Consider the following 12,172-nt stretch of genomic DNA (forward strand, 5'->3'; position numbering starts at 1 on the left):
CGTCAAGCCTAGGTGGCGCAGCCGACACCGATCACCGCATTTTCGCCGCCTATCCTGGAGGCGTGAGCACCGAGCAGCCCTCCGCCCCGACCGTGACCAGCGAGCAGGCGGCGACCGCGATCCGCAAGGCCCGTGGTTCGCTGTCCCGCTACCGCGTGATGGCGTTGATCACGGGTGTGACGCTCCTGGTGTTCTGCGTGGAGATGCTCATCAAGTACGGCGTCGGCGCCCTGACGGACGTCGACGGCGTCATGGTGTACCTGGCGTGGATCCCGTTCGCGCACGGGTGGATCTACGTGCTGTACCTCATCACCGTGCTGGACCTGTGGGCGAAGATGCGCTGGGGGTACGGGCGGCTCACGGCCATGGTGTTCGCGGGCGTCGTCCCGGTGATGTCGTTCGTGCTGGAGAAGAAGATCCACGCCGAGGCCGACGTGAAGCTGGCGGCGCTGGCCGAGCGGTACGGCGCGTGACCTCGCTCCGCGCCGACGAGGGCGTGCGCGGCACCGACCGGCTGGCGCCGCTCGTCGCCCCGGCGCCGGGGCTGTCGGACGCCGAGGTCGCGCGGTACGCCCGCCACCTGGCGCTGCCGGGCCTGGGCGTGCAGGGGCAGCGTCGCCTGGCGGCGGCGCGGGTGCTCGTGGTGGGCGCGGGCGGGCTCGGCAGTCCCGCGCTGCTCTACCTGGCCGCGGCGGGCGTCGGCACGCTCGGGATCGTGGACGACGACGTCGTCGACGTGACGAACCTGCAGCGGCAGGTCGCGCACGGCGAGTCGGACGTCGGCCGGGCGAAGGTCGCCTCGGCGCGGGCGACGGTCGCGGAGGTCAACCCGCACGTCACCGTGGTCGAGCACCCGGTGCGGCTCACCCCCGACAACGTGCTCGACGTGCTGCGCGGCTACGACGTCGTCCTGGACGGCGCCGACAACTTCCCGACCCGCTATCTGGTGTCCGACGCCGCGGAGGTGCTCGGGCTGCCGGTCGTGTGGGGCTCGATCGACCGGTTCGACGGCCAGGTCGCCGTGTTCTGGGGCGCGCCCCGCCACCTCGTGACGGGCGACGACGGCGCGCCGCGCGTCGAGACGCGCCGCGGCGTCACCTACCGCGACGTGTTCCCCGTCCCGCCGCCGCCCGGCACGGTGCCGGACTGCGCGACCGGGGGCGTGCTGGGCGCGATGTGCGGCACCATCGGGTCCGCGATGGCGGTGGAGGCCGTCAAGCTGGTCACAGGCGTCGGCCGCACCCTGCACGGCCGCCTCGCCGTCCACGACGCGCTCGGCCCCGAGTGGCGCGAGCTCACCGTGCTGCCCGACCCGACCCGCGAGCCCGTCACCGCGCTGCTGCCCGGCGACGACGCCTACGCCGCGTTCTGCGGCCTGGCCCCGACCTCCGCGTCCGCCCCGAGCACCGACGCGACCACGGCAGCGACCACCGCACCGACGGCCGGGCCGGCCGGCGACCCGCAGGTCAGCGGCGCCGAGGCGGCCGCGCTGCTCGCCGCCGACCCGCCCGCCGTCCTCGTGGACGTGCGCGAGGAGTGGGAGGCGCAGGTGCGTCCCCTGGCCGGGGCGCGGCTCGTGCCCAGCGGCACGTTCCTCGGCCGCGTCGGCGGGGCGGGGGAGCCCGGACCGGACGCAGCCGCGCGGGCGGCGCTCGCGGACCTGCCGACCGACCGTCCCGTGGTGCTGGTGTGCGCGGTGGGCGCCCGCTCGGCGCGCGTCGCCGCCGTGGCCCGCGAGGCCGGGATCGACGCACGGTCCGTCGTCGGGGGCCTGCCGGCGCTCGGGTAGCGCCCGCCCCGGGCTCCCCGCTGGCCGCGAGCCCGGCGTGTGGTGGTCCGTGGCCCCGACGGCGGCCGGTCAGAGCGCGAGGTCGAGCCGGCCCTCGGGGGACGAGCTGGCCAGCGCGCCCTCGCGGCGCGGGATGCGCCCGGCCCCGGCGGCGAGCCGCCCGGACTCCACGGCGAGCCGCATCGCCCGGGCCATGCGCACGGGGTCCTCGGCGCGGGTCACGGCGGTGGCGAGCAGCACGCCGTCGCAGCCGAGCTCCATGGCGAGCGCCGCGTCCGACGCCGTCCCGATGCCCGCGTCGAGGATGACGGGGACCTGCGCGGCGTGGGTGACGGCCTCGATGTTGCGCGGGTTGAGGATGCCGAGGCCGGAGCCGATGGGGGCGCCGAGAGGCATGACGGCTGCGCAGCCGACGTCCTCCAGGCGCCGCGCGAGGATCGGGTCGTCGTTCGTGTACGGCAGGACGACGAACCCGTCGCGCACGAGCGCGTCCGCGGCCTCGACCAGCCCGAGCGGGTCGGGCAGCAGGGTGACGTCGTCGGCGATCACCTCGAGCTTGACCCAGTCGGTGCCGCAGGCCTCGCGGGCGAGCTGCGCGGTGAGCACGGCCTCGCGCACGGAGAAGCACCCGGCGGTGTTGGGCAGGGCGCGGATGCCGAGCCGCTCCAGCAGGCCCCAGATGCCGGCGTCGCGTGCGGCCTCGGGCGTGGCGGCCGCGGCCACGCGGCGCAGGGCGACCGTCGTCAGGGCGGTGCCGGACGCGACGAGCGCGTCTTCCAGGAGGAGCAGGTTCGCGGCGCCGCCCGTGCCCATGACGAGCCGGGAGCCGATCTCGGTGCCGGCGACGACCAGCGGGTCCTGCACGGTCGTGGGGGTGACGGTCTCGCTCATGGTTCCTCCTTCAGCCGCCCTGGACGGCGGTGACGATCTCGACCCGGTCCCCGGCGCGCACCGTCGTGCGGTCCCACGCCCCGCGCGGCACCACGACGTCGTCGACGGCGACGGCGACGCCGCGCGGGACGCCGTCGACCACGTGGCCGGGCAGCAGGCGCGCGACGACGTCCGCGACGGGGACGGCGTCGTGGCCCTCGAGGTCGAACGGGGCGCCGTTGACGAGCGCGCTGGTGCTGGCGGGGGCGGTCATGGGCGGGCTCCGTCGGGGGTGCGGGGGTCGGTGTCCTGGCGGGTGAAGCGGCGGGGGTCGCAGGCGCGCAGCGCGGCGACGGTCGCGGCGGGGTCGGCGGCGGTGCGACCCACGTCGAACCAGGTGCCGGTGAGGCCCGCGACGACGACGTCGGCGGTCAGCGGCGCCATGAGGATGCCGTTGCGGTAGTGGCCGGTGGCGAGGTGCAGGCCGGGGACGTCGGTGGGGCCGACGGCGGGCAGGTGGTCGGGCGTGGTGGGGCGGGCGCGGGGCGTCACCTCGACCAGCGCGGCCTCGTCGATCGAGGGCAGCAGCACCCGGGCGTCGCGCAGCAGCGCGTACACGCCGCCGGCGTCGGCGCGGCGGTCGTCGGGGCGTTCCAGGGAGGTGGCGCCGATGACGAGCTCGCTGTGCCCGGTCCACGGCCCGTCGGACGCGGTGGTGCGGGCCACGACGTACACGGGGCGGCCCTGCACGAGACCCCGCACGACGTGCGTCGGGGCGAGCATGGGGTCGGCCTGCAGCCGCAGGGTCTGCCCCTTGACGGGACGCACGGGCAGGCTGACGCCGCGGACCCCGGCGAGCAGGGGCGCGGACGCCCAGCCCGCGGCGACGAGGGTGGTGCCGGCGCGGTGGCGGTGCCCGGCGTCGTCGACGACGCCGACGACACGTCCGCCGGGCTCCTGCTCGAGGTGCACGGCGGAGCGGTGCACGAGCTCGCCGGCAGGGTGCTGCTCGACGGCGGCGCACAGCGCCCGGTGCGTGGCCCGCGGGTCGACGGCGTGGTCGCCGGGCACCCATGCGGCGGCGGCGAGGCGCTGCCCGAGCAGGGGCTCGTGGCGACGGGCCTCGGCCACGGTGAGCTCGTGCGAGGTGACCTGGTGACGGGCGTGCAGGTCGACGACGCGGCGCAGCAGGGCGGCGTCGGCCGCGTCGTACGCCAGGGTGAGGGTGCCGGACTCCCGCAGCCCGACGCCGATGCCGGTGGAGGCCTCGAGGTCGGCGGCGAACCGCAGCCAGTGCGACGCCCCGGCGAGGTGCAGGTGCAGCGCGGCGCTCTCGGCGAACTCCGCCTCGGTGGCGGGGGCGAGCATCCCGGCGGCCGCGTGGGTGGCGCCGTCGCCCGGGACGGGGTCGAGGACCGTGACGGCGAGCCCCGCCTCGAGGGCGCGCCAGGCCGCGGCGAGACCGATGATCCCGCCCCCGACCACGACGAGGTCGCGTTGCATGAGGTGCTCCCTTCGCTGGCATGACCCAGATCAGGTTCGACGGTCGGCGCCCACGCGCCCTCTCAGCCCTGCGCAGGGCTCCCGTGCTCGGCCCACCCTACCGGCCCGCGTCGGGCCCGGTGACGTGGGCGGACGTCGACGGTGCCGGGGCGGCGGCCGGTGGCCCGCGCCGCGGACGACGCTAGGCTCGCGGCTCGTGACCGCCGTCGACGCCCGCACCCGCCTGGCCGCCGCCCGCCTCTACCTGTGCACGGACGCCCGTGAGGAGCGCGGCGACCTCGAGGACTTCCTGCACGCCGTGCTCGCCGGCGGGGTGGACGTGGTGCAGCTGCGCGACAAGTCGTTGGACGTGGCCCGCGAGCTGGAGCTGCAGGAGGTCGTCGCCCGGGTCGCGGCGGAGCACGGCGCGCTGTGGGCGGTCAACGACCGGGCCGACGTCGCCGGGCTGACCGGCGCCCCCGTGGTCCACATGGGGCAGGGGGACCTGCCGACGTACGCCGTGCGCACGCTGCTCGGCCCGGACCCCGTGCTGGGCCGGTCCACGCACTCGGCCGCGCAGGCCGCCGCCGCGGACGCCGACCCGGGCGTCGACTACTTCTGCGTGGGGCCGCTGTGGGCCACCCCGACCAAGCCGGGCCGGGACGCCGTCGGGCTCGACCTGCTGCGCGCCGTCGCCGCCTCGGACCCGGCGACACCCTGGTTCGCGATCGGCGGGATCGACGCCGAGCGCCTGGACGCCGTGCTCGACGCCGGGGCGACGCGCGTCGTGGTGGTGCGGGCGATCACGCGGGCCGCGGATCCCGAGCGGGCGGCGCGCGAGCTGCGCGACCGCCTCGCCGGCTGACGTCGCCCCGGCGCCCCGACCGCCGCCGTCGCGCCACGGGCGGCCCGACCGGCGGGCCCGCGGGTATGACCGAACCGACGCCGGGACCGGCCGGAGGCGTGCGCGCGGGCGACTATCCTGGTCCGGTGACGTCTCCCGCCACCACCCCCGACAGCGACCCGATCACGCCCCGGCCTGTTCTCGTCGTCGACTTCGGCGCCCAGTACGCCCAGCTCATCGCCCGCCGCGTGCGCGAGGCCAAGGTCTACTCCGAGATCGTGCCGCACACGTTCACGACGGAGCAGATGCTGGCCAAGGACCCGGCCGCGATCATCCTGTCCGGAGGGCCGTCGTCGGTGTACGCCACGGGCGCGCCGTTCGTCGACCCGGCGCTGTTCGAGGCGGGCGTGCCCGTCCTCGGCATCTGCTACGGGTTCCAGGCGATGGCGGCGGCGCTCGGCGGCACGGTCGCCCAGACCGGTGCCCGCGAGTACGGCGGCACCGAGGTCGAGGTGTGCTCCGCCGGCGTGCTGCTGGCCGGCACCCCCGAGCACCAGACCACGTGGATGAGCCACGGCGACGCCGTGCACGAGGCGCCCGCGGGCTTCGAGGTGCTCGCCACCTCGCCCGGCTCGCCCGTCGCCGCGTTCGAGGACGGTTCCCGCCGCCTCTACGGCGTGCAGTGGCACCCGGAGGTCAAGCACTCGGCGCACGGCCAGGCCGTGCTGGAGCACTTCCTCTACGAGGGCGCCGGCCTGGCGCCCGACTGGACGCCCGGCAACGTCATCGCCGACCAGGTGGCCGCGATCCGCGCCCAGGTGGGCGACTCCCGCGTCATCTGCGCGCTGTCCGGCGGCGTCGACTCGGCCGTCGCGGCCGCGCTCGTCCAGCGCGCCGTCGGCTCGCAGCTGACCTGCGTGCACGTCGACCACGGCCTCATGCGGGCGGGCGAGGTCGAGCAGATCGAGCGCGACTTCGTCGCCTCCACCGGTGTCAACCTCGTCATCCGCGACGAGAAGGAGCGGTTCCTCGCCGCCCTCGCCGGGCACTCCGACCCGGAGACGAAGCGCAAGATCATCGGCCGCGAGTTCATCCGCGTGTTCGAGGACGCCCAGCGCGACATCGTCGCCGACGCCGGCGCGCACGGCGAGGAGGTCAAGTTCCTCGTCCAGGGCACCCTGTACCCGGACGTCGTCGAGTCCGGCGGCGGCGAGGGCGCGGCCAACATCAAGAGCCACCACAACGTGGGCGGCCTGCCCGACGACCTCCAGTTCGAGCTCGTCGAGCCGCTGCGCACCCTGTTCAAGGACGAGGTCCGCGCGGTGGGGCGTGAGCTCGGCGTCCCCGAGGAGATCGTCGCCCGCCAGCCGTTCCCCGGCCCGGGCCTCGGCATCCGCATCGTCGGCGAGGTGACGGCCGAGCGGCTCGACATCCTGCGCCAGGCCGACGCCATCGCCCGCGAGGAGCTGACGAAGGCCGGCCTCGACGGCGAGATCTGGCAGTGCCCCGTCGTGCTGCTCGCGGACGTCCGCTCCGTCGGCGTCCAGGGCGACGGCCGCACCTACGGTCACCCGATCGTGCTGCGCCCCGTGTCGTCCGAGGACGCCATGACGGCCGACTGGACGCGCCTGCCCTACGACGTGCTGTCGGTCATCTCGACCCGCATCACCAACGAGGTCAGCGAGGTCAACCGGGTCGTGCTCGACGTGACGAGCAAGCCGCCGGGCACCATCGAGTGGGAGTGACCTCCCGCTCCCCGAGCACCGCGGCGCCCTGCGGAGCCGCCCACGCACGCCCGGCCGGGTCCACCCGGCCGGGCGTGCGTCGTCCCGGGACCCTGCGGACGTAGCCCCTGTTCGCAGCGCGGAATCGACCGTCACGGGCTACCTTGCTGAGTGAAGCACCTCACAGTTTCTTCACCAGCGACGAGAGGTATGAGCCATGTCGAGCACCGTCACTGTCCGTCCTCCGAAGGGTGCCCGGGGGATCGGGCTGTTCTCCGTCATCGTCGGCATCGTCCTCATCGTGGCGGGTGCCGTCGTGTGGGTCGTGGTGTCGCAGACGCTCGCCGACGAGCAGATCACCGTCTCCGAGGACGCGAGCTTCCTCGCGGGCGACGAGGTGGACGGGCCGTTCTCCGCGTTCGCCCAGGCCGAGGTGATCAACAAGCACGCGCTCGAGGCCTCGGGCGGCATGACCTACGCCGAGCTGGACCAGGAGGACCCGACCCGCGCCACCGTCATGAACGCGTCGTTCCTGCGGGCGTCGCTGTTCACGTCGGTCGTCGCGTTCGGCGTGTGCGCCCTCGTCATCGGGCTGGGCCTGATGTTCATCCTCATCGGCGTCGCGCTACGGCGGCTCGCCGGCGGGTCGGAGGTGTCCGTCGAGTCGCCGACGTACGCCTCCAGCGGCTCCATGTCGCAGCCCGCCGCAGCCCCGGTGGCCCCGGCCGCGCCTGCCGCCGCCCCCGCCGCTGCCGCCGCTCCGCCCGCCGCCCCCGGCGCCCCGCCGCGGCACTCGGCGGTCACCGGCGACGAGTCCACCACGGACGCCGGCACGCGCCCGACCGCACCGGGGACGACGCCCCCGGTCGAGCAGACCGAGCCGGTGGACCCGAACCGTCGCGAGGACGGCACCGACCGCACCTGAGCCCCGCGCGCGAACGGCCTGGACGCCACCGTGGTGACGTCCAGGCCGTTCGCGCGCGCCGGGCATCCGGCCGGGGCGTGCCGGTCAGTCGGCGGTGGGGCGGCGGCGCCGCCGGCGGGCCGCCCCCACCAGCGACCCGACGACCAGCAGCACGCCCGCGACGGCGAGCAGCAGGATCGTCGCGAGCTGGACGTCGATGGCGGCGCCCGCCGCCTGCGCGACCAGGCCCAGCCCGACCACCGCTACGACCAGGCCCCACACGACGGTGCTGGTCCGCGGGCCCGTGCTCACCAGCGGTGCCGTCGCCGTCGCGACCGGGGTCGTCGCGGCAGGTGTCGCAGGTGTCGCCGGGGCACCGCCGGCGTAGCCGGTGAACGCGTCCGCGGCAGGCGTGCCGGCGTCGGCGGAGACCGGCCGCGGCGGGTTCCACCGCTCCGGCTCCGGCTCCACGGACAGCGTCCGGGTGTCACCCGCCGCCTCGTCGCCCGCGCCGAGGACCTGCGTGTCCCCGGGTGCCGGCGCGGCGTCGGCGGGCAGGACCTGGGTGTCGCCCGGTCCGGCGTCGGGGGCGACGGCCTCCAGGAGCTGCGTGGACGGCGGCGGCTCCGGGGCCGATGCTGGCTCCTCGTCGGGCTCCCCGGCCTCGTCGACCGGCGCCGAGCCGTCGAGGGGCACGGTCTCCTCGCTCGTCGCCGTGTCGCCGTCGTGCGCCGCGCCGGCGGACGTGCCGGCCGGGCTCCCGGTGGACGCGTCAGCGGTGGGGGTGAGGTCCGCGTCGACGGTCTCCGGCGCGGTGGACGCCGGGTCGGCGTCCGGGTGCTCGGGCAGGTCGCGGGTCGGGTCGGTGCTCACTGGATCTCCTCGATGACGAGCTCTCCGGCGCGGGCGTCGACGTCGAGCAGCAGCACGACGCCTCCGTCGGACGCTTCGACGGTGCGGTAGGTGGCGGGCCCGCCGGTGAAACCGTTGACGGACAGGTACTGGTTGTCGACGTCCCACGCGAAGTGGCCCGCGTTGAGGTCGACGACGGCCTCGACGGCGACGCCGTCGGGGATCTGGACGACGGCGCGTCCGCCCGTCATCTCGACGGGCACGACCACCGGCGACCCCGGCTCGACACCGGCCAGGTCGAGCTCGGTGAGGTCGAGCGTGGCGTCGCCGAACTGGATGCGGTAGCCGCCGGCGGCGTCCTCGACCGTGCGGGGCGTCAGCTCGCCCTGCCCGAGGACGGTGCCCGACGAGGTGGCGACCTGCGGGCCGTCGACCCAGGACCAGTCGTCCCAGTCCCAGCGGTCGTGCGTGGCGGTGAAGGGCCACGTCACGGCCGCGGCGATCAGGCCGAGGACTGCCAGCGCGGTCAGCCCGCCGCCGCGTCGGCCGCGCAGGCCCGCGACGACGAGGCCACCGCCCAGCAGCACGAGCGTGCCGCCGAGCCACAGCGCCCACGCCGGGGCGGTGACACCGAGGACGACGGTGGCGGCGAGCATCCCCGCGCCGAGCAGCAGGGACAGGCCGACGACGACGCCCACGCTCGCGGCACCGGCCCGCGGCGTGCGGGGGCGGGGCGGGGGCGGCGGACCGACGGGCGGCAGGGGTGCGGCGGGAGGCGCCGGCGGGACGGTGCCGGCGTCCCACGGCTGGGTGCCGCGGTCCCGGTGGTGCCGGGGCCGGGCCTGCTGGTCGCCGGCCCACCCGGGGGCGGGGGCCGCGGGCGCCGACGGCTCGGCCACGTAGTGCGCGCGGGGCGCAGGGGTGAACGCCTCGGCCGCGTGGGTCGTGCGACCCGACGGCGCGTCAGCCGAGGCCACGGGAGGGTCCTGGAGGTCCGCCGTCCCGGGGGCGGCCGACGGCGTGGCGCCGGGGGTCCAGGCGGCAGGCGGCGGGCCGGTCGGTGACCAGTCCTGCGGGCGAGGTCCGGCGTCGCGTCGCCGCGAGCGGACCAGCCTGACGACGAGCCACACGACGGCGACCCAGAACGCGATCCACAGCAGCCCGACGACCCACTCGGCCGGGCCGCCCCACCAGGGCCAGCTGCCGCTCCAGGTGAGGCCGACGACCAGCATGATGCCGGCCCCGACGACGGCGACGTCGAACGTGCCGCGGAACGTCTCCTCCAGGTGGATGCGGCCGTCGGACCGCTCCGGCAGGAGCAGCCACGCCACGGCGTACAGCACCAGGCCGAGGCCGCCGAGGAACGCGCTGAGCACGAGCAGGCCACGCACGAGCAGCGGGTCGAGCCCGTAGCGCTCGCCGACCCCGGCGGCGACGCCGCCGATCCACCGGTCGTCGGAGCGGGCGACGCCCATGCGTCGCACGGAGTCGAAGAACTGGGCGCCGGCGGGGCGCCGTGGCGGGTTCTGCCCCGCCCCGGGCGGGACGCCGGGGTCGGAGGTCTCGTTCGTGGTCATGTCAGCATCATGTCGCCGGGCGCGCGGGCGCGGCATGGGGTGATGCCCTGAAACCGTCCCTGATTCGCCGGGGGTGACACCCTCAGGACCGCACCGTGGGGCCTCGGGGCGTGACACGATCGGAGCGTGACCAGCACCGACCGTCCCGCCCGCCTGCCGTGGCGCCGTCCTCGTGACGGCCGCCTGGTCGGCGGCGTCTGCGCGGGGCTGGCCGTGCACCTGGGGGTGGCCGCCTGGCAGGTGCGGGTCGTGCTCGCGCTGCTGACCCTCCTCGGGGGAGCCGGCGCCGTGCTGTACGTGTTCTGGTGGCTGACGGTCCCCGCCGGGGACCCGCACGACGCGGCCGCGCAGGTGCGGCCCCCTGCGGTGTCCCGGCTGGCGCCGCGGCTGCGCCGGGACGCGACGTCCGGGTCCGGGCTGTCCACGCGGGACGTCGTGGTGGGGGCGGTGCTGCTGGTGGGGGCGGCGCTCCTGCTGGCGGTGCGCGCCGGGTGGGACCTGCCCACCACGTGGCTGCCCCTGGCGGTGGTCGCGGGGGGCGCGGCGCTGGCGTGGAGCCAGCTCGACGCCGTGCAGCGGGCGCGCGAGGCACCGGCCTCCCGCACCGGCGTGCTGCTGCGGCTCGTCGGCGGCCTCGTCATCGTCACGGCGGGCGTCCTGCTGCTGTTCGCGCAGGGCACGCCGGGGCGCGAGCTGCTGACGGTCACCCTGGCGTCGCTCGCGGTGCTCATCGGGGTCGCGCTCGTGCTGGCCCCGTGGTGGTTGCGGCTGGTGCGCGAGCTCGGCGACGAGCGCGCGGCCCGCGCCCGCGAGGCGGAGCGCGCCGACATCGCCGCGCACCTGCACGACTCCGTGCTCCAGACCCTGTCCCTCATCCGGGCGCGCGCCGACGACGCCGAGGAGGTGGCCCGCATGGCGCGCGCCCAGGAGCGTGAGCTGCGGGAGTGGCTGTACGACGACCGGCCGCCCGCCGGGACCTCGCTCGCCGCCGAGCTGCGCACCCTCGTGGGGGAGGTGGAGGACGGCCGCGCCACCGAGTTCGAGACGGTGGTGGTGGGGGACTGCCCGCCCACGGAGGCGACCACCGCGCTGCTCCAGGCCACCCGGGAGGCCCTCGTGAACGCGGTCGTGCACGGCGCCGCTCCCGTGACCGTCTACCTGGAGGTCACCGACGCCGCCGCGGAGGTGTTCGTCCGGGACCGCGGTGACGGGTTCGCCATGGACGACGTCGCGCCCGACCGGTTCGGGGTGCGAGAGTCGATCCTGGGCCGCGTGCACCGTCGCGGCGGCACCGCCGAGGTCGTCTCCCGCCCCGGGTGGGGCACCGAGGTGCGACTGCGGATGCCGCGCACCGCCCGCAGCACGTCCAGCGCCGAGTCGCCCACGCCGGCGCCCACCGAAGGGACCCGACCATGACCGACCCCCGTCCGACCGGCCCCGTCACGACCGGCGCCCCCGTGCCCGTCGTCCTCGTGGACGACCACCACATGTTCCGCACCGGCGTGCGCGCCAGCCTCGACGCCCGCGTCGTCGTGGTCGGGGAGGCCGCGGACGTCGACGAGGCCGTCGCCGTCGTGCACGAGCACACGCCGCCGGTCGTGCTGCTCGACGTCCACCTGCCCGGCGGCAGCGGCGGCGGTGGCGCCGAGGTCGTGCGGCGCTGCGCGGACCTCACCGGCACCACCCGGTTCCTCGCCCTGTCGGTGTCCGACGCCGCGGAGGACGTGGTGGACGTCATCCGGGCCGGGGCGCGCGGCTACGTCACGAAGAACATCTCGGCGTCCGACCTGTCGGGCGCGGTGGTGCGGGTCGCGGGCGGCGACGCCGTGTTCTCGCCGCGACTGGCCGGGTTCGTCCTCGACGCGTTCGGCACGGCCGCGGGTGACGTCGCCGTCGCCGACGACGAGCTCGACCGCCTGTCCAAGCGGGAGCAGGAGGTCATGCGCCTCATCGCCCGCGGGTACACGTACCGCGAGGTCGCCGGGGACCTGTTCATCTCCGTCAAGACCGTCGAGACCCACGTGTCCGCCGTGCTGCGCAAGCTCCAGCTCTCCAACCGCAACGAGCTCACCCGGTGGGCCGCAGCGCGCCGACTCCTCTGACCGCCCTGCCGGAGGAACTGTTATCAGT

General features: G+C 76.3%; 12 protein-coding genes and 1 riboswitch. Of the genes, 7 read left to right on the forward strand and 5 right to left on the reverse strand.

Annotation, left to right across the window (positions count from 1 at the left end):
* The first annotated feature begins 62 nt into the window (after nt 1-62).
* Together ATJ88_RS04665 and ATJ88_RS04670 are read left to right on the forward strand one after the other, a co-directional pair.
* Nucleotides 63-473, forward strand: a complete 411-nt coding sequence (locus ATJ88_RS04665) for a DUF3817 domain-containing protein (RefSeq protein WP_098462818.1) — start codon at nt 63-65, stop codon at nt 471-473.
* On the forward strand, nt 470-1,789 hold the full coding sequence (locus ATJ88_RS04670; RefSeq protein WP_245852125.1) for a ThiF family adenylyltransferase: 1,320 nt from the start codon (nt 470-472) through the stop codon (nt 1,787-1,789). The genes ATJ88_RS04665 and ATJ88_RS04670 overlap by 4 nt, the downstream gene beginning before the upstream one ends.
* 69 nt (nt 1,790-1,858) lie before the next feature.
* On the opposite strand, the gene ATJ88_RS04675 is transcribed toward ATJ88_RS04670, so the two are convergent.
* From ATJ88_RS04675 to thiO, 3 genes are all read right to left on the reverse strand, one after another.
* Complete coding sequence (locus tag ATJ88_RS04675) at nt 1,859-2,680, reverse strand: thiazole synthase (RefSeq protein ID WP_098462819.1); 822 nt, start codon at nt 2,678-2,680, stop codon at nt 1,859-1,861.
* Between the two features lie 10 nt (nt 2,681-2,690).
* Nucleotides 2,691-2,933: a sulfur carrier protein ThiS gene (gene thiS / locus ATJ88_RS04680; RefSeq protein WP_098462820.1), complete on the reverse strand. Its 243-nt coding sequence runs from the start codon at nt 2,931-2,933 to the stop codon at nt 2,691-2,693.
* Nucleotides 2,930-4,162, reverse strand: a complete 1,233-nt coding sequence (thiO, locus tag ATJ88_RS04685) for a glycine oxidase ThiO (protein ID WP_098462821.1) — start codon at nt 4,160-4,162, stop codon at nt 2,930-2,932. The genes thiS and thiO overlap by 4 nt, the downstream gene beginning before the upstream one ends.
* A riboswitch (TPP riboswitch) is annotated at nt 4,153-4,257 on the reverse strand. (Overlaps the previous gene by 10 nt.)
* A 101-nt stretch (nt 4,258-4,358) precedes the next feature.
* Between thiO and thiE the strand changes: the two genes are divergently transcribed.
* From thiE to ATJ88_RS19105, 3 genes are all read left to right on the forward strand, one after another.
* Entirely contained in the window at nt 4,359-5,006 is a 648-nt protein-coding gene (thiE, locus tag ATJ88_RS04690) for a thiamine phosphate synthase (protein WP_098462822.1), read from the forward strand.
* Between the two features lie 125 nt (nt 5,007-5,131).
* Nucleotides 5,132-6,730 carry a glutamine-hydrolyzing GMP synthase gene (guaA, locus tag ATJ88_RS04695; RefSeq protein WP_098462823.1) on the forward strand — a complete coding sequence of 533 codons (1,599 nt, stop codon included), beginning with the start codon at nt 5,132-5,134 and terminating at the stop codon, nt 6,728-6,730.
* A gap of 196 nt (nt 6,731-6,926) precedes the next feature.
* Entirely contained in the window at nt 6,927-7,634 is a 708-nt protein-coding gene (locus ATJ88_RS19105) for a hypothetical protein (protein ID WP_342744836.1), read from the forward strand.
* A gap of 84 nt (nt 7,635-7,718) precedes the next feature.
* Here ATJ88_RS19105 and ATJ88_RS04705 read toward each other — a convergent pair whose 3' ends face one another.
* A complete protein-coding gene (locus ATJ88_RS04705; protein ID WP_098462824.1) occupies nt 7,719-8,486 on the reverse strand; it encodes a hypothetical protein in 768 nt (255 codons plus the stop codon).
* Nucleotides 8,483-10,042: a PspC domain-containing protein gene (locus tag ATJ88_RS04710; RefSeq protein WP_170023517.1), complete on the reverse strand. Its 1,560-nt coding sequence runs from the start codon at nt 10,040-10,042 to the stop codon at nt 8,483-8,485. Before ATJ88_RS04710 ends, ATJ88_RS04705 begins: the two co-directional genes overlap by 4 nt.
* Nucleotides 10,043-10,168: 126 nt before the next feature.
* Here ATJ88_RS04710 and ATJ88_RS04715 point away from each other — a divergent pair, with 126 nt between their 5' ends.
* Together ATJ88_RS04715 and ATJ88_RS04720 are read left to right on the forward strand one after the other, a co-directional pair.
* Complete coding sequence (locus ATJ88_RS04715) at nt 10,169-11,458, forward strand: ATP-binding protein (protein ID WP_098462826.1); 1,290 nt, start codon at nt 10,169-10,171, stop codon at nt 11,456-11,458.
* Nucleotides 11,455-12,144, forward strand: coding sequence for a response regulator (locus ATJ88_RS04720; RefSeq protein ID WP_098462827.1), 690 nt, complete (start codon nt 11,455-11,457; stop codon nt 12,142-12,144). Before ATJ88_RS04715 ends, ATJ88_RS04720 begins: the two co-directional genes overlap by 4 nt.
* Nucleotides 12,145-12,172: the final 28 nt, after the last annotated feature.

It is taken from the genome of Isoptericola jiangsuensis (genome assembly GCF_002563715.1).
Lineage (GTDB): Bacteria > Actinomycetota > Actinomycetes > Actinomycetales > Cellulomonadaceae > Isoptericola > Isoptericola jiangsuensis.